The 20,737-nt window shown below is 63.8% G+C and carries 22 protein-coding genes and 1 tRNA gene; 9 read left to right on the forward strand and 14 right to left on the reverse strand.

Annotated elements, in window-relative coordinates:
• Positions 1–210: 210 nt before the first annotated feature.
• On the reverse strand, positions 211–843 hold the full coding sequence (locus JGU71_RS01565) for a type 1 glutamine amidotransferase domain-containing protein (RefSeq protein ID WP_199701298.1): 633 nt from the start codon (positions 841–843) through the stop codon (positions 211–213).
• Between the two features lie 67 nt (positions 844–910).
• Between JGU71_RS01565 and JGU71_RS01570 the strand changes: the two genes are divergently transcribed.
• Positions 911–1,252, forward strand: a complete 342-nt coding sequence (locus JGU71_RS01570; RefSeq protein WP_199701299.1) for a hypothetical protein — start codon at positions 911–913, stop codon at positions 1,250–1,252.
• Positions 1,252–1,473, forward strand: coding sequence for a hypothetical protein (locus JGU71_RS01575; RefSeq protein WP_199701300.1), 222 nt, complete (start codon positions 1,252–1,254; stop codon positions 1,471–1,473). The genes JGU71_RS01570 and JGU71_RS01575 overlap by 1 nt, the downstream gene beginning before the upstream one ends.
• Here the strand turns inward: JGU71_RS01575 and JGU71_RS01580 are convergent.
• On the reverse strand, positions 1,448–3,652 hold the full coding sequence (locus JGU71_RS01580; protein ID WP_199701301.1) for a DUF2254 domain-containing protein: 2,205 nt from the start codon (positions 3,650–3,652) through the stop codon (positions 1,448–1,450). The genes JGU71_RS01575 and JGU71_RS01580 overlap by 26 nt on opposite strands.
• Before the next feature lie 192 nt (positions 3,653–3,844).
• Between JGU71_RS01580 and JGU71_RS01585 the strand changes: the two genes are divergently transcribed.
• A complete protein-coding gene (locus JGU71_RS01585; RefSeq protein WP_307829447.1) occupies positions 3,845–5,254 on the forward strand; it encodes a diguanylate cyclase domain-containing protein in 1,410 nt (469 codons plus the stop codon).
• A gap of 6 nt (positions 5,255–5,260) precedes the next feature.
• On the opposite strand, the gene JGU71_RS01590 is transcribed toward JGU71_RS01585, so the two are convergent.
• Genes JGU71_RS01590 through JGU71_RS01605 form a run of 4 tightly spaced genes read right to left on the reverse strand, consistent with a single transcriptional unit; the run spans position 5,261 to position 8,341 of the window.
• A complete protein-coding gene (locus tag JGU71_RS01590; RefSeq protein WP_199701303.1) occupies positions 5,261–5,890 on the reverse strand; it encodes a class I SAM-dependent DNA methyltransferase in 630 nt (209 codons plus the stop codon).
• Entirely contained in the window at positions 5,887–6,636 is a 750-nt protein-coding gene (locus tag JGU71_RS01595; RefSeq protein WP_307829449.1) for a PIG-L deacetylase family protein, read from the reverse strand. Before JGU71_RS01595 ends, JGU71_RS01590 begins: the two co-directional genes overlap by 4 nt.
• A complete protein-coding gene (locus JGU71_RS01600; protein WP_199701311.1) occupies positions 6,621–7,658 on the reverse strand; it encodes an acyl-CoA dehydrogenase family protein in 1,038 nt (345 codons plus the stop codon). Before JGU71_RS01600 ends, JGU71_RS01595 begins: the two co-directional genes overlap by 16 nt.
• A complete protein-coding gene (locus JGU71_RS01605) occupies positions 7,655–8,341 on the reverse strand; it encodes a glycosyltransferase family 2 protein (protein ID WP_307829450.1) in 687 nt (228 codons plus the stop codon). The genes JGU71_RS01600 and JGU71_RS01605 overlap by 4 nt, the downstream gene beginning before the upstream one ends.
• Positions 8,342–8,472: 131 nt before the next feature.
• On the opposite strand from JGU71_RS01605, the gene JGU71_RS01610 reads away from it, so the two are divergent.
• From JGU71_RS01610 to JGU71_RS01620, 3 genes are all read left to right on the forward strand, one after another.
• Positions 8,473–8,949 carry a hypothetical protein gene (locus JGU71_RS01610; protein WP_199701313.1) on the forward strand — a complete coding sequence of 159 codons (477 nt, stop codon included), beginning with the start codon at positions 8,473–8,475 and terminating at the stop codon, positions 8,947–8,949.
• A gap of 14 nt (positions 8,950–8,963) precedes the next feature.
• On the forward strand, positions 8,964–9,815 hold the full coding sequence (locus JGU71_RS01615) for an SDR family NAD(P)-dependent oxidoreductase (RefSeq protein ID WP_199701315.1): 852 nt from the start codon (positions 8,964–8,966) through the stop codon (positions 9,813–9,815).
• Positions 9,816–9,894: 79 nt separating this feature from the next.
• Positions 9,895–10,911, forward strand: a complete 1,017-nt coding sequence (locus tag JGU71_RS01620; RefSeq protein WP_199701317.1) for a hypothetical protein — start codon at positions 9,895–9,897, stop codon at positions 10,909–10,911.
• Between the two features lie 3 nt (positions 10,912–10,914).
• Here the strand turns inward: JGU71_RS01620 and JGU71_RS01625 are convergent, their stop codons facing one another.
• From JGU71_RS01625 to JGU71_RS01640, 4 genes are read right to left on the reverse strand one after another with little or no spacing between them, the layout of a single operon-like run.
• The gene (locus JGU71_RS01625) at positions 10,915–11,682 is read right to left on the reverse strand and encodes a CPBP family intramembrane glutamic endopeptidase (RefSeq protein ID WP_199701319.1); all 768 of its coding nucleotides are present in this window, start codon (positions 11,680–11,682) and stop codon (positions 10,915–10,917) included.
• Between the two features lie 45 nt (positions 11,683–11,727).
• Positions 11,728–12,780: an AAA family ATPase gene (locus tag JGU71_RS29630; protein WP_199701320.1), complete on the reverse strand. Its 1,053-nt coding sequence runs from the start codon at positions 12,778–12,780 to the stop codon at positions 11,728–11,730.
• Positions 12,773–13,402 carry a nicotinamide riboside transporter PnuC gene (gene pnuC, locus JGU71_RS01635; protein ID WP_199701321.1) on the reverse strand — a complete coding sequence of 210 codons (630 nt, stop codon included), beginning with the start codon at positions 13,400–13,402 and terminating at the stop codon, positions 12,773–12,775. The genes JGU71_RS29630 and pnuC overlap by 8 nt, the downstream gene beginning before the upstream one ends.
• 5 nt (positions 13,403–13,407) lie before the next feature.
• Positions 13,408–14,109: an NUDIX hydrolase gene (locus tag JGU71_RS01640; protein ID WP_199701322.1), complete on the reverse strand. Its 702-nt coding sequence runs from the start codon at positions 14,107–14,109 to the stop codon at positions 13,408–13,410.
• A 60-nt stretch (positions 14,110–14,169) separates the two neighbouring features.
• On the opposite strand from JGU71_RS01640, the gene JGU71_RS01645 reads away from it, so the two are divergent.
• Positions 14,170–15,111, forward strand: a complete 942-nt coding sequence (locus tag JGU71_RS01645; protein ID WP_199701323.1) for an ADP-ribosylglycohydrolase family protein — start codon at positions 14,170–14,172, stop codon at positions 15,109–15,111.
• Positions 15,112–15,142: 31 nt separating this feature from the next.
• Here JGU71_RS01645 and JGU71_RS01650 read toward each other — a convergent pair whose 3' ends face one another.
• A complete protein-coding gene (locus JGU71_RS01650; RefSeq protein ID WP_199701324.1) occupies positions 15,143–16,690 on the reverse strand; it encodes an alanine/glycine:cation symporter family protein in 1,548 nt (515 codons plus the stop codon).
• 528 nt (positions 16,691–17,218) lie between these two features.
• A tRNA-Leu gene (locus JGU71_RS01655) sits at positions 17,219–17,304 on the reverse strand.
• Positions 17,305–17,410: 106 nt separating this feature from the next.
• On the opposite strand from JGU71_RS01655, the gene JGU71_RS01660 reads away from it, so the two are divergent.
• Both JGU71_RS01660 and JGU71_RS01665 read left to right on the forward strand, forming a co-directional pair.
• Positions 17,411–18,784 carry a M20/M25/M40 family metallo-hydrolase gene (locus JGU71_RS01660; protein WP_199701325.1) on the forward strand — a complete coding sequence of 458 codons (1,374 nt, stop codon included), beginning with the start codon at positions 17,411–17,413 and terminating at the stop codon, positions 18,782–18,784.
• 64 nt (positions 18,785–18,848) lie between these two features.
• Positions 18,849–19,382 carry a YbhB/YbcL family Raf kinase inhibitor-like protein gene (locus JGU71_RS01665; protein WP_199701327.1) on the forward strand — a complete coding sequence of 178 codons (534 nt, stop codon included), beginning with the start codon at positions 18,849–18,851 and terminating at the stop codon, positions 19,380–19,382.
• Between the two features lie 18 nt (positions 19,383–19,400).
• Here the strand turns inward: JGU71_RS01665 and JGU71_RS01670 are convergent, their stop codons facing one another.
• Entirely contained in the window at positions 19,401–20,471 is a 1,071-nt protein-coding gene (locus JGU71_RS01670; protein WP_199701328.1) for a quinone-dependent dihydroorotate dehydrogenase, read from the reverse strand.
• Positions 20,472–20,474: 3 nt separating this feature from the next.
• Positions 20,475–20,732: a DUF5703 family protein gene (locus JGU71_RS01675; protein WP_199702772.1), complete on the reverse strand. Its 258-nt coding sequence runs from the start codon at positions 20,730–20,732 to the stop codon at positions 20,475–20,477.
• Between the last annotated feature and the right edge of the window lie 5 nt (positions 20,733–20,737).

The following is a 20,737-nucleotide window of genomic DNA, read 5'->3' on the forward strand; positions in this document are numbered from 1 at the left end:
GGCGCACTCGCTTGGCGCCCAGGTTCAAACGAGTGCTGTCCATTTGTACTTCGGATACAAACCCGGCGCGACAGCTGCGCTAGGGCTCATGTTTGTGCACCCGAAGCCCGGGTAAGCACCTGCCAAGAGTCGTTCGCTTCCCGGGAAACGGCCGACTCCAGGGCACGCCGGTTCAACTCCTGCAGCCGGCGCGCCCGACCCTAATTCGACCTAGCCGACATCCGCGGTCGCTCCGGCGTCGACGACCGGATGTCGGGTCACCGCAAACACTTCCACGATCTTCGCGCAGAAGGCAGGCAGATCGTCGGGATTGCGACTGGACACCAGGCCGTGATCGTCGACGACCTCCTCGTCGACGACTATGCCTCCCGCGTTGCGAATATCGGTCCGGATGCTCGGGTACGACGTCAGCGTCCGGCCGCGCACGACATCGGCCTCGACCAGGGTCCAGGCTCCGTGACAGATGACACCGACAGGCTTTCCGGCGGCGAAAAAGCTCTTGACGAAGTCGACGACCTCGGTGCTCTGCCTCAGCGTGTCCGGATTCGTTGTCCCTCCTGGCAATACGAGAGCTTCGAAGTCGTCGGCCGACACATCAGAGATTGCCCGATCGACGGTGAAGACGTCGGCAGCCTCGGTGTCATGGTTCATAGCCTGAATCTCGCCGACTTCGAGCGACACAAGTTCGGTCGTTCCGCCCGCATCGAAGATGGCTGCACGGGGTTCGGTCAGCTCGACCTGTTCGACGCCGTTCGTGGCGAGTATGGCTACCCGAATGCCCGCCAGTACGTGCTCCGGCACATCGGTCCGTTCGGCATCGGTCGTTGTTTCTTCGGTTGTCATTGATGTTGGATTCCCGTGGCCGCTCGCTCGGAAACCTGCAGGCCGTTTCGTCGTGGCGGATTCGGGTATGGCGGTGAACATGGCAGGCAAAGAAACCGAAGTCGAAGGATCGACAGGCGAATACAGCATCGACTCCGAAGATCAGCTTCAACCAGAGGACACCCTCGTGGATTCCGGGGTCGATGATGTTCTCGATGCGGGTATCGCTCCGGAGGAACGTTCTGCCGGGATCGACAAGTTCGGCGTCACGGCCGCTGAGCAGGCCGAAGGTGAGAGCCTCGACCGCAAGCTCGCGCAGGAGGTCCCCGACGTCCTCGAGCAGGTTAGCGACGACGTCACGGATCTGAACGCGGTCGATGCCGAATTGCTGGACGAGGTCGACCCGATCGATCTGGAGGAGCAGGTGTGATGAGCGAACAGCCCGATAACGACAGCGAGACCCAGGCCAAGATCGATGAGATTCAAGTACCGCCGGAAGGTGGACACGAGCGCGACCGCGACCTTGCCGAGATCGTGAACAACATCGAAGAAAGCGTCACCGAGGAGCGGCGATCGGAAGGCAATCCTGGCAATGCCGACGATCGTGAGGCGACGGAACCCGTCGTCAGTGAGGATCAGGCGCCGGAGTAGCTGGGCCGACCACCAGCGGATGTGTCCGGGTGGACCGGCCGCTCTCGGAACCCAAACCTTGCGGGTCGGGCACTCGTGCCAGCATGGCGTCCAGAGCGTCCGGCCATTCGCGTTCGATTCGGGCATCGAGCGCGGCGATTCGATCGAGCAGTGGCTTGTGCTGGTCGGGCGGGCACGCTGCGATCAACGTCGTGAACATCGATCGCAGCCGACGTTGCACCTGAGTCGAATGCGTGCTGTAGTGGCGGACCTCGTCCGTCGCGACGGCAACGTAGTCGGCCCAGCTCTGCTGATAGCCGCGAATGCGGGACAACTGCGAATGTGCAGATTCGCGTCGCACGCGCTCCGCGAGCAGTAACAGCAGATCCTCGATGTGGTCGATCGCCTGTACCGCTCGACCTGGATCCGTCACGGCAGGCGAGAGGGCTTTGAGTGCGATGTCGACGATCGTCTGAAGGGCGGCAACGGGACTGATCATCGGGCTGTTCATCTCGCCGAACAGCAGGCAGTCGAGAAGTTGATGTTCGCGCACGCGTTCCGTGGGTCCGTAGATCGTGAACAGTGGTGATTCGAGTGCGACGAACTCGCCGATACTCGGTTCGACCGCAGCGTTCACACCCCAGCGGATGGCGAGGCGCTGGATGCGAGCGACGTTGACCGCCAACAGAACTCGACCGTCTGCAGCCGGCCGACGCAGGCGGATGGTGGTGGGTTCGCCGAGTGCGGCGGCGATCGGTTCGACTGCGGGCAGGTCGGTTGCGCGTTCGGACGCCTCGCCCGGGTAGGACCGCAGGATCGCGTCGCGACCCTGAGTCGCGGTCCACCGGAGCAAGCGGCCCGGGTTGAGGACCGACGCGACCTTTGCGACGAGCGCTATCAACAGGAAAACGCTGACGAAGGCCAGTGCAAACGCGATGACCGTGGATACGACGGGTTCCGAGGTCTCGCTGTCGAGCGCGAGATCCAACGCGATGATCAGCGAGAAGACGAAGGTGGACAGGAACATTCCGATCGACCACCGCAGCAGCGGATCGTGCTGCAGGATCGGCACGATCTTCACCGATATCTGCGCCGCGCCCGTCTGCATCGCCAGGGTCAGCGCAGTGAAAACCAAGCCGGTGAGGGTGACCATGCCGCCGGCGATGACGCTGAGCAGCGTCGCGGTCGACCCGTGATCGGTTCCGCCGCCGACGATGTCGCCTGCTCCGGTTGCCGCATCGGCATCGATCGTGACGAAAACGAACGCTGCAATGATCGAGGTGACAACCAAGACCATCGGTAAGCGCCACGACGGTGTCGGACGCAGGCGCTGTCGGGTCAGCCGCCAGCGCAACGCGGTCAGCAGAGCGTTGGGAGCGGTCTCCCGCGCGGGTAAGGCGGCGATCTCAGGCTCGGCCAGCAGTTGCGGCAGGTCCGCCGGTACACCGAAGCGCCCGGACACCGCTTCTTGCAGAACGATTTTCGCGCGAATCACGGGTTCTCTCAGCCGCTGTTCGCGGGCAACGGCTTTCGCGAACTTCCTCGGTTTGTTGGTGTAGCGCCATCGCGCCCACGGTGCGTTGGGTCGGCTCAGTCGGATGGAGCCGACGATGAGCAACGGGACGATGAAGATGCCGAGGAGTCCGGTCCACACTTTGCCTTTGAGCAACGTGATGACAACGAGCAGCAGTTCGATCGCCAAACCGACGAGAACAACGATCAGGTTGAGGGTGTTGGGATCCTTGCGGAAATCGTCGAAGTCACCGGACAATCCGATGGGGTGTAGACCGAGGAGAAACAGGGTCAGGATCGCGATCGCCACGAACACCGCGTCGATCGACGACCGGCCTTCCTCAGCCCAGTACACATCGCGCAAATGCAGTACCAGTGCGAATTCGTCCAGCACCAGTGCACTGCCGACACCGAACACCGACGCGAGAATGCAATTGGGGACCGGGGTTTCCTCGCTGGCGAGTATGACGAGGCCGAAACCCGACAGCAGCATCATCACGAGGCCGAACATCACGTGATGGATGTGCATGCCGCCGGGCGTGACATTTCCCGGCCACCAGGACACTTCGGCACGAATCATTCGCACGCTGAACCTGATGAACAGAAACGCGAGCAAAAATGCGACGAGCATAAAGAACAGGGGGAGTCGGCCGGTGTCGACGATCGCCTCCGAGAACCATCGGCTCATAACTGACAACTATGCGTCCGAAATCGGACCCGTGCAGCGCAAATGCCGGTTTGTCAGGACCGCAGTTCCCGCTGCCACAATGCCCACCGGATTTCGAGCAGCTGTGACGCATACTCGTATTACGGCAAACCTGCGGCACGTCGCGGCGCTGCATGGTCGGATTACTGGTCACAGAACCCGAAGGGAGACACGGTGGAGTCCGACGCGATGGACCCGAGCGTGTTTCGTTCGGTCGTTGCGCGATCGCCCGACCTTGTCATGCTGTCGGAATTCGTCTCGGGGCGAGTGCTTTATCTGAACCCCGCGGGTGTCCGTCTCGTCGGTCTCGAAGATCTCGACGACGCCTGTACCCGCCACACGGCGGACTTCGTGACGGCGGTCGGTGCGCTGTCGAACGCCGAACTCGAAGCAGGTCTTGCCGGTTGCGGCGACTGGTCGGGATTCAGCGAGGTCAACAACTTTCGGACCGGCGAGGCGATTCCGGTGACCATTGCGGTGTACGTACTGGTGCGCGACACCGCCGGACCGGCCCTGATCGTCACGACTGCGCGTGATCATCGTCATTCGCGGCAGCAGGAGCAGCGGCTCGAGCAGGCACTCGAAGCGGCGGCGCAGCGCGCATGCGAGCAACAATCGTTGGCCGCGCTGAGCGAGCTCGCCGTCGGTTCCGACCTCGACACCGTTCTCACTGCAGCGACCGCGGCCGCAGCAGCCATGGTGGGAATGGAATGTTCGTCGGTGTCCCGGATCGCCGCCGACGGGGAGACGCTGAACGTTCTCGCTTACACCGGACCTGCTCCTGCGCCGACGACGCTCGGTAGCGGTGCAGCGTCGCAGGCGGGATACGCGTGGGCAACCGGTTCGATCGTCGTATGTCCCGACAGAGCGGACGAAACACGCTTCGCGACAACGGGTATGGTTGCGCGAGGGCTGCAGAGCGGCATCAGTTTGCCGATCGGCGAAGACATCCTGTGGGGCGTGCTGACGACCCACAGCACAAGCGTGCGGTGTTACACACAGCGAGACCTCTCGTTTCTCGCGGCAGTCGCAGCGGTCGTGTCGGCTGCGATTCGCCGCATCGAACTGGAAGCTCGATTGCGGCACCAAAGTCTGCACGACCCTTTGACCGGACTTCCGAACCGCGTATTGGCATTCGAACGTATCGACGCGGCGTTGGGCGGCGCGCATGCGGCCGGGTCGCGCTGTGCGTTGTTGCTGATCGATCTCGACGACTTCAAGACCATCAACGACAGCCTGGGGCACAACGCTGGCGACTCCGCCTTGATAGGTCTTGCCCAGCGGCTCACCGCTGCGGTCCGCCCGGACGACACCGTTGCGCGCCTCGGCGGCGACGAATTCGTCGTCGTCTGCGCAGATATCGACAATCTCGAGGCGGCCATCGACATTGCCACCCGCATCAATACAGCGATCACCTCGGTCGACGCGGGTGACGCCGGATCGGTCAGCTTCAGTGCAAGTATCGGCGTCGCGATATCGGACGAATCCAGCACTCCGGACGATCTGATCCGCCGCGCCGATCAGGCGATGTACAGCGCGAAAGCCCTTGGCCCGGGCCAATACTCCGTCTCCGACGTTGCGTAGCGAACCTCAGACGAGTCCGCCTGCCCGCGCGACGGACGTCGGCATGCCGTGCCCGACGACGAAGACATCGATGATGACGTCCTCGTCGCTGTACCGCGCGAGCGGCACCAACCCCCCGGTCGAGTGCGCGACGGCATGGACTTCGTCACCGGTCATCGGATAGTCGGCAACGGGGTGTCGCCAGTGGACGAACACCACGGTGGCGCCGAATTCGGCGTGATCGACGGCGTCGTCGCAGGCGGTTCGTAAGGCATGCAGATCCAGGTAGTACCCGACCTCGCTGATCACGATCAGATCGAAACGTTCGTCGGGCCAGGTGTCGCCGAGCGCCCACCTCCGCAGTTCGACTCCGGCTACGTCCGCCAGTCTGGTCCGTGCCGACGCGAGTGCACTGTCGGCCACGTCGGTCGCCAGCACCCGGTTGCACCGCGTCGCCAGCGCTTCGGTCAGTACACCGATCGAGCATCCCGGCTCGAATGCGTTGCGGTAGGTGGGTTTCGGTAGTGCAGCAAGGGTGAGGGCGCGTTTGCGCTCCTCGTACCAGCGGGATCGAAACTCCCACGGATCGTGGTTCTTCTCGTACATGTCGTCGAAATAGCTCGGCGGCAGACTGCTTTCGTTCCGATCGCTGGTCATACGAAGAAGGTCTCCGATCGACCGGCGAAGCGCTCGAGGACGTGTGGCGGCAGGATCGGTCGATCGGCGGGATGCGTCGACGCCGCAATCGTCTGGCTGGAGTATTCGTCGATCGCGGCCAGCTTCGTACGAACTATCTTGGCCGGGAGCGCAAGTGTGCGAGCGCGATCGCTCGGTACCACGGAGTCGTCGGGATGGGCCCACTGAAACATCCACACGGGGAACTCGAGCAGGGTTGCGCCGCTACTTGTACATGCGGCCGCAGTGGCTCGCCCAACCGCTTCGTGGTCGGGATGACCGTCGTTTCGCCACGTCGTAGCGCACCACACGTCTGGGCCGGTCTCACGGAAGAGAACACCCCGAAGAGCGCTTGTCAGTTCGTCTTCGCGCGAGCCGACAGCACCGTCCGGAAACCCCAGTCGCGTGGGTGCCTGCGCGCCGACAACACGAGCCGCCCGCCGGGATTCCTCGATGCGCAGGCTTGCGAGTGCGCGCGGAGTGTAGGACGCCGAGCCCGGATATGCGCCTTCGCCATCGGTGACGATCACAACCGTCACCGGAATGTCGTTGCTACGCGCGAGCGCAATCAAGCCGCCAGCGCCGAGTATCTCGTCGTCTGGATGGGGGGCGACGACGACGAGCCGCTGACACGATTCGATCTCCAATGCCCGATGCTCTGCGCCCCAAGCCGTCCACAGGTGTGCCGGGGTGCCTTCGTCGTCGAGATCTATCAGCGGTTGTGCCACCAGGTGAAATCCTTTTCAGCTACGTCACGACCGAGGTCGGCCAGATCACGTTCGGCATGACTTTGTCGTAGATACACGGTCAGGTCGGCGACTCGGCGCGCGTGGGCTGGGTCGGCGCACAGCGGACCCGCTCCAAGAGCGCGACCTACCCGATCGATCGTTGTGGACGCTGCCTGTTCGACGACCGCGCGTGTGGCTCGTGCTCTGATCCGGGCCTGGCCGCCGCGGTCGTACGGGTCGCCATCGATGGCGTGGGCCGCCGTTTCCAGTGCGGCTGCGGCGCCGCGCAGTGCGACGGTGATGCTGCCAAGATGAGCGAGTGCGTGCTCGTCGGCCCGTCCGCGGGCTGCTGCCGCGTGCAGTACCTTCGCGACACCACACGCACTGCCGTACCAGCAGGCTGCCACTCCGATTGCGCCGTGCCAGAAGCCGGCACGGTCGATGTAGTCGCCGGCCTCGCCGACCGCTTCGGCGTCGGCGGCGGTGAAGTCGACCGCGCCGGAATCGGATGCACTCATGCCGACCGCATGCCAGGTGTCCGGTACGGGCTGAACGCCGGGCTGGCGGAGGTCGACCTCGAACAGCAGCCAGTTCTCGTCGCAGAGCGCCGTGACCAGGGCATGGGTGCACATCGTCGCGCCGGAGCACCACAGTTTGCGTCCGTCGAGTACCCATCGACCATTACGTCGCGTCGCGTCCAGCGCGGGTTTCGGAGGTTGCGCTGCCCACACACCCCACAGGCTGCCGTTCGGAATCGAACGCCCGGTGATCTCGGCGAGGATCGCCACCGCATCGGTGTGTGCTTCTGCCAAACGACCGACCACGGTGTCACGAAAGGAAAGCTGCGCCAACCTGTGCCAGCGCTCGATGGTGTGGCCTGCGCCGGGCAGCGGCAGGTCCAGCGCGCCTGCCTGTTCGGCTGCCAGGAGTTGTGTGGCAACGGTGTCGTGCGCTTCGGTGTCGTGCGATTCGGAGTCGTGCGGTCGGGTGGGGTGCGGTTCGGCACTGATCGAGGCGCTCATGCCGACAATTCCAACCCGCGGATGTGTGCGGCGAACCCATCCGGCGCTCGGCCGATCCGGCGGTCCGACGTGGTGACATCGGCGGTATCGGTCCATTCGATCCGCGCCCCGAGCGCGCTGAATCGGTCGACGAGATCGACGTCCTCACCGTTGCTGAGCTTGCGAAATCCGCCTGTACGCCAATAGATGTCGGCGCGAAACCCCAGATTGGCGCCGTGAATGTGCGGGTCCGGGTGATTTCGGTAGCTGCGTTCGTAGACAGGCGCGAGGTCTTTTGAGTGTTCGGACCACCGCACCCCGACGGTGCCGACGACAACTTCGACGCCCGCTCGAGCACGGACCAGTTGGGACGCCAGCCAGTCCTCGTCGACCTCGGAATCCGCGTCCGTCGTTGCGAACCAGGTGTCGGCTCTGCAGGTGCGCCCCGCGATCGAAAAGCCGACAGCTCGCGCCGCTCCGACGTTTCTCTCGTCGACAGCGAACGTGCTGACGCCGTCGCCCGCGATGTCGGCGGAACTATCGGTGCACGCATCGAGAACAAGTTGGACGTGTACCGGAACGTCCACCTTCGTCGTAGCTCGATCGAGCGCGCTCAGGCAGTGGGGGAGCAGGTCCTCTTCGTTGCGAACGGGAACAACGACGACGATCCGAGTGATATCCGGACGGATAAGACTGTGCGGCACAGAGTTACACCCCTCGTCGAAGATGCCGGCGGTCGGCACGTCCCGGCGTGCTTTCGAATACCCGTTCCGATCGTTGCGAAACCGAACGACCGTCCAGGTTGGCGCCGTGTTTCGGCGGGTACTCGGTAGCCATGGCAAGCGCACTGGACATCTACGTCGGCACCCATTTCGTCGGTTCGACCGGAGGCACCCAACTCATCAGGCGGATCGCAGCATCGCATCACGGTTCGACAGACGTGCTCGACAGGCTCGTACGCGAGATCGACTACGACCGCCGAAAACTGAGCGACATCATGAAGAAACTCGACATCACGCCGAGCCGTACCGCGGTGCTCGGCGCGTGGCTGGGTGGCCAGGTCGCAGGTCTGCAGCTGACTGACCGCGTGTTCGGACGGACGCCGCTGACCGCGCTCACCGAACTCGAAGCGATGCTGCTCGGCGTCGAAGGCAAGGCCGCGCTGTGGCGGGCGTTGCGGTTGCTGGCAAAAGAGGACGACCGCCTCGACAGTGCCGAACTCGACTATCTCCTTTCCCTTGCCGAAGGGCAGATCGCTGCGCTGGAAGCGATGCGGAGCGAGGTCGCTGTCGCGGTATTGAGGGAGGGCTAGTAAGAAGTAACCCCATGACCAAGACTGTTGTGATCACCGGCGCGAACAGCGGTATCGGACTCGGTATGGCTCACGAGTTGGCTGCCAGGGGCGCGACGCTCGTGTTGGGCTGCCGCAACCAGGTGAAGGCCGAGGCCGCGCGCACGGCAATCGTCGGGCGGACCCCCGGAGCCGAGGTGGACGTACTGTCTCTCGATCTGTCGTCCTTCGAGCACATCCGAACCTTCGCAACCGAACTGGCCGCACGTCACGACCATGTCGATGCGTTGATCAACAACGCGGGCGCCTCGCCGATGCAGCAGCACTTCACCGAGGAAGGCTTCGAAATGCAGTTCGGGGCAAACTATCTCGGCCCGTATCTGCTGACCCACCTGCTCCTTCCGCAATTGCAGGTTGCGGCCGCGAAGACAGGCGACGCACGGATCGTGCACCTGTCCTCGGTGATGCACAACATCGGCAGAATCGATCCGGAGACGTTCACCGGCTGCTCGCGGTACTTCGCTCTCACCGCCTACGCCCAGTCGAAACTCGGCAATCTGATGTTCAGTAACGCACTTGCCCGACGGCTGCCTGCCGGCATCACCTCGACTGCGATGCACCCCGGCGGCGTGGACTCCGAGGTCTACCGCGAGTTGCCGGCGCTCGTGTTGAAGCCCCTTCGCCTTTTTCTGATCTCGCCTGACAAGCCGAGCAAGCTGGGCGCCGACCTCGCGATCGGTGACCGCTATCGCGGACGCTCGGGTGAATACTTCACAGCCCAGCCGCCGGGCTTCGCGAGCCGTACCTCGCGCGATATCGGGAAGCAGGACGACCTCTATCGGCGCAGCGCTGCGCTGGCCGATATCGAGGCACTCGCGGTGCGCTGAGTCCAGTCGGGCGAACCCCATTGGTGTGTGCAAGAGTTCGACACATCAGTCGTCAGCTTCGGAAGGGTTTAGAAAGCGAATGAGCAACGATCCACAGGCTGTCACAGGGAAATTGCTCGACGCGCTCGTCGAGTTCATTCTGGCCGAGGTCACCGACCGGTTCGACGACGTTGTCGTCAGAGAGATCGATCTGGTGCTTGCCGGAGCAGATTCGATCCGACTGGGTGACGTCGTCGATCCGGCTGACGTGAAGGTCACCGCTCGCATAGGTGTCGATCAGGTCGGCGGCAGCGCTGTCGTCTCCCAACTCGTCGTTCCGTTCGCCGACGTCTTCTACAACCTCGAGGCCGCCTCGGAACACAATCTGGGTGACGTGATCGATCGAGATCAGGTCCAGGCACTCATCAATGCCGGACTCGGACTCACCACCGCACAGGAACGGCTGTTCGAGCGATTGACGTTGAGCCCCTTGGTCGCTCAGCTCGCATCGCGGTTCGTCGGATCGATCGTCGGTGACTTCGTCGCAGGCAACCGAAAGAAGGCCGAGAAACTACCCGGTATGTCGTCGATCTTCTCGGTCGGCGACAAGGTGGTCTCGACAGCCGCGAAAGTCGGCAAAGGTCAACTCGACGCCGTCGCAGGCATGGGTGCGCAGTACGCCCTCAAGCAGACCGAAAGCGCAGTCCGCGATCTGGTCAAGAACGGACCTGTCGAAAAAGCAGTTCTCGAAGTGTGGGATCTGCACGCGAACGAACCGGTCAGCGAACTGCGCCTGTACGTGTCGGAGGAAGAAAACCGCGAACTGGCCGAACTCGCGTACGGAGCGGCAATGTCGACGCGCAACAAGGAATACCTCCTTGCGCTCGTCGACGCGTGGATCGACACCTTCTTCGAGAACTTCGGCCAGTCAACCGTTCGCGAGTTGCTCGACCAGTTGGGTCTGAGTCGTGACGATTTGATCGCCGAAGCTGCGCGATTCGCACCGCCGATCATCGACGCGCTCATCGCCAACGGTGTGCTCGCCGATCAGCTTCGGCAGCGGCTGGAGCCGTTCTTCTCCTCCGACGCGGCCATCGCGATCGTCGCCGAGGGATAGCGCCTACGGGCGTTCGGTCCGCACGCGCCAGATCGATCGATCGCACACGACGACAAGTACACCGACCGTGAACCAGGCCACCGTATAGATGGTGACGGCACGGTCGGTGTCGGGTCCGTCGCCCCACAGAGGTCCGATGCGGACCCAGCCTTCCGTGACGTGAGCAATCAAGGTGATCAAGACGCTGCCGCCCGACCGTGCGAACAGCCAGGCGTAGAAGAAGGTGCATCCGACGGTCGCAAGGGACTCGATCGGCTGCAGCTCGAATTCGTCGATGAAGTACAGCGGTACGTGCCAGATGGTGACGAGCACGGCGAGAATTGCGGTGGCGGCGAACCGTGAGCGGCCGACCTCGAGCGTCGGCTGCGCGAAACCGCGAAACGACGGTTCCTCGGCGACCGGGCCGTTGAGCGGATCGATCATCCGTGCGGCGAACACGACGATCACCGAGTACCAGGCATCGAACTGATCGAACGACGGTGAAGTCGATGCCAGAGCGCTGCTCGTCGCGATCGTGAACGTGAGTACGGCGACCGGAATTGCGATGGCCGCGAGGTAAAGCCAAGGGCTGACTCGCCACTTCACGATGCGTGAGCCGAGTTGTCGCAAGCCTTCTCGGCCGTCGGCGACGCTGATCACGATGAGAGCCGCAATCAGCGCACCGGTCGGGAGAAACGACCCGAACGGGACAAGGGACCACGAGATCGCATAGGTGAGACCGAAGAATGCGACCATGCGGTGGTCGCGAACCCACGCTGCTGTCGATGTCATGCGTGCTCCTGCTCCCGCATCGAACGACAAGCATATTCCGTGGGGTCACGCGCGGGTCTGTATTTCCTCCAGCGATGGGCCGATGCGCAACGCTGTCGCCAGCAGCGGTTCGACGAACGCGCGCACTTCGGCTGCGCGGTGGTCGACCCTGCCGTGCACCTCGATCCACGGGACAGACTGCGCCGCAAGCACTTCCCGGAATCGCTGCTGCATGGCCCGGCGCAGATGCTCGCCGTCGCGGAGTCCGTCCTGGACGAACGGAATATCGTCGCCGGTCAACACATACGCCAGAGGTCGGTGCTGTGCGGCGCGTTCGACAAGGTGCTCGGGACACGGACCGACATAGCGTTCGTGCCAGATCGTCGTTGCGAGAGCGTCTGTATCGCAGACGAGCAACGGAATGGGTGTTCGCCGCCGCGCGTGTGTCTCGGACTCGATCTGGCGGTCCACGACGAGATCGAACTCGTCACTGCGCCACGGTCTATTCGGTCCGCCGGGGCGCAGGACGGAATAGGTGCGGCCGTATTCCGGAACCCACTCGGTGGCAAAGGATTCGGCAAGCGCCATCGCAAGCGTGGTGGAACCGGTCGACTCCGCACCGAGAACAACGACCCGCTGCGTGAACCACGCCCGCACCGACGGAGGGAGCTCGGCCCAGTTGCCGATGAGGTCGTCGCGTATCGCGGTGCCGGACACCGGATTGGTGAGTCGGCCGGGATCGACGTGCACCCGCGCGGCGTCGAGCCGGCGGGCCAATTCGATGCCGTAGGGCTCGCTGGTGAACACAGCATCGACAGGTTCGTCGAGTAGTTCTTCGATGATCGGCATGTGGAGATCCCAGATATCGGCGTCGTCGAAGTCGATCGGTGCGTCGTCGATCGCGCCGACCACCCGCGCGGTCGGATGCTCTTCTCGTAGCCAGGACACGCGAACATCGAGCGGGATGGTCTCGACCGACGCGCCGAGGATCTCGATCGTCAGCCGCTCACAGGCTCGCTGCGCCGTGCGAATCACGGCCTGGTGACCGGAGTGGAAGGGGTAGAACTTTCCGAGCACGAGTCCGTGGCGGAAGCGTCGACCAGCTCCGGCCTCAGACACGGACGAGGTCCGGTCGGCTGTCCTGAGCAGCGCGGCGCACAGCCAACCACTCCCGAAGAGCAAGCACGCACATGACGCAGAATCCGCCGTAGAGCAACGCCGTAATCCACAGGCCGGCCGAGAAATACAGCCACACGTAGGCGATATCCACCGCAAGCCACACCAGCCAGCTCTGCCACCAACGGCGGTTGAGCATGATCTGGGCGACGACGCTTGCGGCCATCGTCGCGGCGTCCGACGTCGCGACTGTCGAGTCGGTGAACTCGAGTAGCACCCACCGCACGGTGAGAGTCACCAGTACGAAAGCCGCAACGAGCGCCAGCACGGCGAGGCGCGGCACGCTCGAGACGAACGCCTCGTCGCGCCGCAGGTTCGCGGAGGCTTCACGCTGGCGGGTCCGCATCCAGTCGATCCAGCCATGACCGGCAAGGACGAGGAACACAACCTGTAAGCCGACCTGCGCGTAGAGGCCAGCGGTCCAGAACAAGCCCATGAACAGCATCGTGTTCGCGATTCCGATCGGGTAATTCCAGATGTTTCGACGCCACGCCAGCACCACACACGCTGCGCCCGTGACGAATCCCATGACCTCGACCCAATGTGCAATCCACCAGTCCTGCATGCCGATCACCTCGTCACGTCGATTCGATGTCCTTCGAAAACTCCCGCGGCAGATCGCGGCAGGTAGGTCCCGGCTCGTCGCCGGTACAGTTCCGCAGGCCGACCGCCTGCCGAGGACGACACCTTCCCGGTGCTGTCCAGGCCGTCACTTACTTGCCGGCGAAAGGTGTCCTTGGGGAGCGGGTTCTCGTAGACCGCCTCGTACAGGTGGCGTAGCTCGAGCACTGTGAACTGGTGTCCGATCAGGTTGTCGGGATCTACCTCGTCTGCGTACCGAGCACGCAGATCGGCGACAGCGAGCCGCACCATTCGTGCGTGGTCCCACGCCAAAGATTGGTCCGGTTCGCCGCCGGTAACGCCAACGAGAACGGCGTTGCCTGGCAGGCGATCTCGGGCGAGCGCCGTTCCGTAGGCCATGGACATGACCCAGCCGCGATAGTCGCGCGTCGGCTCGTCGAATATCGCGAGCTGATGCATCTGCACGTCCTCGACGCCGGCTTTGGTGCGCAACGCCCGTTCGGCCGCGTCGTGGGTGCGTTCGTCGGGGTGCACGAACGTCCCCGGCAGGGCCAGACCGTCGTGGGGTGACTCGACGACAAGTACGTGCAGTCGCGCGTCGACGACGGTCAGGACCGCGACATCGACCGCGAGCGAGGGTCTCGGATAGTCCCGCAATGTCTTGCCACTTGTGTTGCGCCATTCGGCCATGTCGGTACCTTAGCGCACAATTGAGCTATAGTTAGCGCAAATTCAATCTAAGGGGAAATTATGCGTACGGATATCGATCTCGATCGAGCTGCCGGAGTGCTGCTCGGTACCGCTGCCGGCGATGCCCTCGGCGCTGGGTACGAGTTCACCCACCCGACCGCGGAGCAGGCGATCGACATGGTTGGCGGTGGATCGTTCAACTGGGCTCCGGGGGAGTGGACGGACGACACCTCGATGGCGATCGCGGTCGCTATCGCGGCCAAGGACGGTGCGGACATCGGTCGGGGGAACGGACTCGACGCGGTCGCCGCTGGATTCGTCGACTGGTTCGACTCCAACCCGCCTGATATGGGCATCCAGACCCGATCGGTTCTCTCGTCTCGCTCGCAGTCCGCTGGCGAGATGGCCAGGTGCGCTTCGAGGCTCGGTGGCCGGACGGGTGGCAACGGTTCGCTGATGCGTACTGCGCCCGTGGCGCTTGCGTATCTCGACGACGAGGCTGGGTGTCTTGCGGCGGCCGCCGCGGTCAGTCGACTGACACACGCCGACCACCGCGCGACCGAGGCGTGTCAGATGTGGACGTACGCGATCAGGCATGCGGTCCTGCACAGCAGTTTCGACGGACTCCGCGAGTACGTCGGCAAGGCGCCGACAGCAGTCGCCGAATTCTGGTCCCCGTTGCTCGACGCGGCCGAGAAGGGCGTCCCGGCCGATTTCGCCAACAACGGCTGGGTAGTCCACGCACTTCAGACAGCGTGGTGGGCGATCACCAACACTGATGATTCCGGTCCCGCGCACCTCCAGCACGCCCTAGAAATGGCCGTGCGCGCCGGCGGTGACACGGACACGACAGCCGCGATCGCGGGTGGACTCCTTGGCGCACGGTGGGGAGCGTCGGCGGTGCCCGCACGCTGGCGTCGAATCCTGCACGGCTACCCGGGTTTTCGTGCTGACGACCTCGCCGGAATTGCGGTGCAGATTGTACTGAAGGGCAAGCGCTGATCAGTCGCGTTGGCCCGCTCCAGATTTCCGCTCACGCGTCGACGCGGAGATCCCGTTCCTTCCCGGTGAGCGGATCCCGGGTCTCCCAGAATGTCGCATTGGGTATGCCGAGGGCTACGGGATCGAAGATCGGGTCGACGCCATCCTTCTTCTGCTTCTCGTAGTCGCGGAGTGCTTTGTACGCGGGCTGCTGCAGGATGATGATGCCGATGATGTTCAGCCAAGCCATCAGGCCAACGCCGATGTCTCCGAGCGTCCAGGCCTCGCTGGCCGTCGAGACCGCGCCGATCGCGACCGACACCAGCACGAGTGCCTGAAGTAGCAGAGTCGCGTTGGATCCAACGGTTCCACCGATGAACCTGACGTTCACCGGCGAATGCTTACCGAGGACGAACCGCAGGTTGGTTTCGGCCATGTAGTAGTAGGCGATCAGCGTCGTCAGGCAGAAGAAGAGCAGCGATATTGCCACGAACGACGAACCAGCCCCGCTCCACAAGGTATCGAATCCGGTCTGGACGAAGGTCGGCCCGACTGCCACGTCAGCCGGCAGGATGCCTCCTTCGGCGATCACCCGGCCATCTGCGCTCTCGCCCTCGTACACCCGGTAAGCGCCTGTCGACAGGATCAGGAACCCGGTGGCGGTGCAGATGAACAGGGTGTCGATATATACCGCGAATGCCTGCACCAGGCCCTGCTTTGCGGGGTGCGATACCTCCGCAGCCGCAGCAGCATGCGGACCGGTCCCCTGGCCCGCCTCATTGGAGTAGATGCCGCGCTTGACACCCCACATAACCGCCGAACCGATGATGGCACCGAATGCGGAATCGATTCCGAGCGCGCTGGCGAAGATCGTACTGATCATGCCGGGAACCTCACTGGCGTTCATGGCCACGATGATCAACGCGAGCACGATGTAGATGATGGCCATAAACGGCACCACGATCGAGGCGAAGGTAGCGATGCGCTTCACGCCGCCGATGATGATGAACGCGAGCACGATCACCGTGCAGATCGCGACCCACCACGTGGAAACGCCCCAGGCGTTGTTCATCGCCAGGGCCATCGAGTTCGACTGCACACTTGGGAGAAGCAGACCGCAGGCAAGAATAGTGACAAAGGCGAAGATGTACCCGTACACCTTGAACGCGGGGGCCGCGGCGGTGTGAGACCATGCACGGCTCAAGTAATAAGCGGGCCCCCCGCGGTATTCGCCGGTGAGTGCGTCGCGAATCTTGTAGATCTGCCCCAGCGTGCATTCCACATAGGATGTCGACGCTCCCAAAAAGGCGACCACCCACATCCAGAACAACGCGCCCGGTCCGCCGAATGCGATCGCGGTCGCTACACCGGCAATATTGCCCGTGCCGACGCGTCCGGCCAGCGACATTGTGAGTGCCTGAAAAGACGACACTCCCGACGGCGATTTCTCGCCCTTCAGCATCAGACGGATCATTTCCGGTACTTGGCGGACCTGAACGAACCGTGACCTGACGGAAAAATAGACGCCGGCAGCCAGGCACAGATAAACCAGTGCATTGCTCCAGATGTAGCCGTTTATGGTGCTGAGAAGTTCGCTCACCAGGGACCTCGCTTCTTTCGAGACCGGACTTTTCGGGCACGTGCACAATGAATGTTCGCATCGCTGGAGTGCTCACGCTACGTCTACGTCACGACACGATCCAGCAGATGCTTCTGCGGTTGGCGCCGACACGCTTCCGCGTGGAGCGCGTAGTCGTCGCACGGGGCGTGAAATGGGCTGTATCGCAACATGATCGGTGGCTGGGGAGCCACACGGAAGGGTCTATCTGGGGGCTCAGTCCAGCAGGACGGTGTACCTGCCCCACTGCCGGCGTTTTGCGCGCCAGTCGGCGATCAACGCGACCATGTGGGGACCCGGGTCGAAAGTCGCGAGAGAACGGACGGCGGTCAGGGCATCCCAGAGGCCGGTTCAGGCGTCACGCGGCATAGCGGACCTCTATCGATGTCGCGGGACCGAGGGTAGAAGGTGGCGCCCGTCGCAGATCCGAAAAGGTCGAGGCGCTCGGTCGCAACCATCCCTACCAAAGCAAGAACCCCGCAGCCATTGCTGCGGGGTTTCGTTGGACTGTGTCCGAGGGGGGACTTGAACCCCCACGTCCGTTAATAGGACACTAGCACCTCAAGCTAGCGCGTCTGCCATTCCGCCACTCGGACTTACCTTCACGCTGTGCGCGCTGAGCTAGGTTATCCGATTTGTCGGCAGGGCCAAAATCGCCCCTGCTTTCCCACATCAGAGGTTGTGCGGTGGTAGTAAGGGACGGTGTCGACCTCACAAGATTTCCCCGCCCGAACAGCGTCCGATACCGAGCACGATGCCGCAGTGGGTGAGGTCGTCGACATCGTCAGTCGTTTGATTCAGTTCGACACCTCGAACACGGGTGAACTGGAGACGACCAAGGGCGAGCGCGAGTGTGCCGAGTGGGTGGCGAGCATGCTCCAGGAAGTTGGTTACGAGACCGAATACGTCGAATCCGGTGCACCGGGGCGCGGCAATGTCTTTGCGCGCCTTGCCGGTCGGGAGACCGACCGCGGCGCATTGCTCGTGCATACGCATATCGACGTGGTTCCCGCCGAACCCGCGGACTGGAGTGTGCACCCGTTCTCCGGTGCCGTCGAAGACGGCTACATCTGGGGTCGGGGCGCGGTCGACATGAAGGACATGGTCGGCATGGCCATCGCTCTCGCGCGTCAGTTCAAGGCCGAGGGCACGGTTCCGCCTCGGGATCTGGTGTTCGCGTTCCTCGCCGACGAGGAGGCGGGCGGAACGTATGGATCGCATTGGTTGGTCGAACATCGGCCGGATCTGTTCGAGGGAATCACCGAGGCGGTCGGCGAGGTTGGTGGTTTTTCGTTGACCGTGCCACGGCCGGACGGTAGCGAGCGGCGGCTGTACCTCGTCGAGACGGCCGAAAAGGGGCTCGGTTGGATGCGGTTGACCGCGAAGGCACGAGCAGGCCACGGATCCTTCCTCCACGAGGACAACGCCGTCACGATTCTCGCCAAAGCGGTCGCGCGGCTGGGCACCCACACGTTCCCGCTCGTGATCGCCGACTCGGTAGCCGAATTCCTGCAGGCTGTGGGGGAGGAGACGGGACTCGACTTCGACCCCGCATCCCCGGACCTGGACGGCACGCTGCAGAAGCTGGGCACGATCTCCCGCATCCTGGGAGCGACACTTCGCGACACAGCCAACCCGACGATGCTCAAGGCCGGCTACAAAGCCAACGTGATTCCGCAAACTGCCGAGGCGGTTGTGGATTGCCGTGTCGTCCCCGGTCGGCAGGCGGAGTTCGAGCGAGAGGTCGACGAACTCATCGGGCCCGACGTCGAACGTTCCTGGATCACCAAACTGGATTCGTACGAAACCACGTTCGACGGCCATCTCGTCGATGTGATGAACGACGCGATCCTCGCGCACGATCCGCACGGCCGTGTCGTTCCGTACATGCTGTCCGGCGGGACCGACGCAAAGGCATTCGCGCGCTTGGGCATTCGCTGCTTCGGATTCGCGCCGCTGCGGTTGCCGCCAGAATTGGACTTCGCAGCGCTGTTTCACGGAGTCGACGAGCGGGTACCTGTCGACGCCGTGAAATTCGGCACTCGCGTGCTCGGACACTTCCTCCTGAATTCCTGACCCACGGCTCCTGAACCGACACTCCTGACCACCACCGATCGAGTAACCACGAAAGGAACTGCACATGACGTACAACCCGTACGACGCACTGCCGAAACTTCCGACGTTCACCCTCACCTCGAGCGACGTCGCCGACGGCGAGCCGCTCGGTAACGACCAGGTCAGCGGCATTCTCGGCGCAGGTGGCCGCGACCTCTCGCCGCAACTGTCGTGGAGCGGATTTCCCGAGCAGACGAAGAGCTTCGCCGTCACGGTGTACGACCCCGATGCGCCGACCGCGTCCGGCTTCTGGCACTGGGTGGTCGCGAACATCCCGGCGTCGACCACATCGTTGCTGAAGGGATCGGGCACAGACGCGACGCTCGGCCTCCCGCAGGGCGCCGTGACGCTGCGGTCGGACGCTGGACTGAACCGCTACGTCGGTGCTGCTCCGCCCGCCGGACACGGCCCGCACAGGTACTTCATCGCAGTCCATGCCGTCGACGTCGAAGAGTTGGACGTCACCGCGGACTCGATGCCGGGCTACCTCGGCTTCAACCTGTTCGTCCACGCCATCGCGCGGGCCTACATCGTCGGTACGTACGAGGAAAAAGGGTAGAACGCGGATGCGCCGGGGTCAGCTCACGATCTCGGCGCCGACCGCCTCGGCGATGTTTGCATAACCGGCCTCGCGGACCTTTCGCGCGAGACCGCGGTGAATCTTGCGGGTCCAGAACAACCCGCCGTAGATGAACCCGGTGTAGCCCTGCAACAGCGTCGCGCCGGCAAGGATCCGCTCCCAGGCCTGGTCGACGGTCTCGATGCCGCCGACCGACACGATCGTCAGTTGCCCACCGACGCGCGCATGCAGGCGACGCAGCACCTCGAGCGACCGTTCGGCGACAGGAGCGCCCGACAGGCCGCCCGCGCCCATTTCGGCGACGAGGTCGGGGTCGGTCCGCAGGCCTTCGCGGCTGATCGTCGTGTTCGTTGCGACGATGCCCGCGAGTCCGAGTTCGACCGCAAGATCAGCGACGGCATCGACGTCGTCGTCGGACAGGTCCGGCGCGATTTTCACCAAAACCGGTACCGCGACGGTGTCGAGCACCGCGGTGAGCAGAGGGCGCAGCGACTCGACGGCCTGGAGGTCGCGCAGGCCGGGGGTGTTCGGTGAGCTGACATTGACGACGACGAAGTCGGACAGCGGGCCGAGCAGCAGCGCGCTGGCCGTGTAGTCGGCCGCTGCCTCCTCGGCTGCCACAACTTTGGTCTTGCCGATGTTCGCGCCGATCGGAATGCCGGTCCGGCGGCGCCGCAAGTTGTTGGCGGCGTTGCCCGCACCGTGATTGTTGAATCCCATGCGGTTGATGAGCGCGTGGTCCTCGGGCAGCCGGAAAAGGCGTGGTGACGGGTTGCCTGGTTGCGGCTGCGCGGTGACCGTGCCGATCTCGGCGAAGCCGAAGCCGAGCGGATCCCACGCGTCGACGCCCGCCGCGTCCTTGTCGAAACCCGCAGCGAGACCGAGAGGTGCGCGGAAGTCGAGCCCGAATGCGCTGGTCCGCAGAACCGGATCGTCGACCACCAGGATCTTGGCCAGCGCGGCGCGCAGCGGTGGGACGCGCGCGGTCAGGCGCATCAAGGCGAAAACGAGGTGGTGGATCCGCTCGGGAGGGATCAGGAACATCAAACGCAGCAAAATGCCGTACATGCCTCAGGTCCCGGTTTGCAGTGTCGAAACGTCGTTCGCGTCCGGTGCCGTCCACGTCCGTCGCCGCTTGAGCAGAACGCGCCTGCTGCCGTCGTGATACAGCCGTACGCGCGAGAGTTCCCAACCACCGAACTCTGCCTGGATGGCGAGCCGCATGGACGCGGTCACGCGGCTGACGTCGGGCGGAAGGCGCAGCGGAATGTATTCGTAGTCGTCGCCGGCAGCCGCGTCGTTGATGGCGGCTTCCCAGCTTGCGGGCATTGCGG

Source organism: Antrihabitans stalagmiti, from assembly GCF_016482825.1.
In the GTDB taxonomy this organism is placed as follows: Bacteria; Actinomycetota; Actinomycetes; order Mycobacteriales; family Mycobacteriaceae; genus Antrihabitans; species Antrihabitans stalagmiti.

Bases quoted from the DNA above. Each gene is read 5' to 3' on its own strand.
- JGU71_RS01565 (WP_199701298.1), bottom strand. From the start codon at position 843: ATGACAACCGAAGAAACAACGACCGATGCCGAACGGACCGATGTGCCG.
- JGU71_RS01570 (WP_199701299.1), top strand. From the start codon at position 911: ATGGCGGTGAACATGGCAGGCAAAGAAACCGAAGTCGAAGGATCGACA.
- JGU71_RS01575 (WP_199701300.1), top strand. From the start codon at position 1,252: ATGAGCGAACAGCCCGATAACGACAGCGAGACCCAGGCCAAGATCGAT.
- JGU71_RS01580 (WP_199701301.1), bottom strand. From the start codon at position 3,652: ATGAGCCGATGGTTCTCGGAGGCGATCGTCGACACCGGCCGACTCCCC.
- JGU71_RS01590 (WP_199701303.1), bottom strand. From the start codon at position 5,890: ATGACCAGCGATCGGAACGAAAGCAGTCTGCCGCCGAGCTATTTCGAC.
- JGU71_RS01600 (WP_199701311.1), bottom strand. From the start codon at position 7,658: ATGAGCGCCTCGATCAGTGCCGAACCGCACCCCACCCGACCGCACGAC.
- JGU71_RS01610 (WP_199701313.1), top strand. From the start codon at position 8,473: ATGGCAAGCGCACTGGACATCTACGTCGGCACCCATTTCGTCGGTTCG.
- JGU71_RS01615 (WP_199701315.1), top strand. From the start codon at position 8,964: ATGACCAAGACTGTTGTGATCACCGGCGCGAACAGCGGTATCGGACTC.
- JGU71_RS01620 (WP_199701317.1), top strand. From the start codon at position 9,895: ATGAGCAACGATCCACAGGCTGTCACAGGGAAATTGCTCGACGCGCTC.
- JGU71_RS01625 (WP_199701319.1), bottom strand. From the start codon at position 11,682: ATGACATCGACAGCAGCGTGGGTTCGCGACCACCGCATGGTCGCATTC.
- pnuC (WP_199701321.1), bottom strand. From the start codon at position 13,402: ATGCAGGACTGGTGGATTGCACATTGGGTCGAGGTCATGGGATTCGTC.
- JGU71_RS01640 (WP_199701322.1), bottom strand. From the start codon at position 14,109: ATGGCCGAATGGCGCAACACAAGTGGCAAGACATTGCGGGACTATCCG.
- JGU71_RS01645 (WP_199701323.1), top strand. From the start codon at position 14,170: ATGCGTACGGATATCGATCTCGATCGAGCTGCCGGAGTGCTGCTCGGT.
- JGU71_RS01665 (WP_199701327.1), top strand. From the start codon at position 18,849: ATGACGTACAACCCGTACGACGCACTGCCGAAACTTCCGACGTTCACC.
- JGU71_RS01670 (WP_199701328.1), bottom strand. From the start codon at position 20,471: ATGTACGGCATTTTGCTGCGTTTGATGTTCCTGATCCCTCCCGAGCGG.
- JGU71_RS01675 (WP_199702772.1), bottom strand. From the start codon at position 20,732: ATGCCCGCAAGCTGGGAAGCCGCCATCAACGACGCGGCTGCCGGCGAC.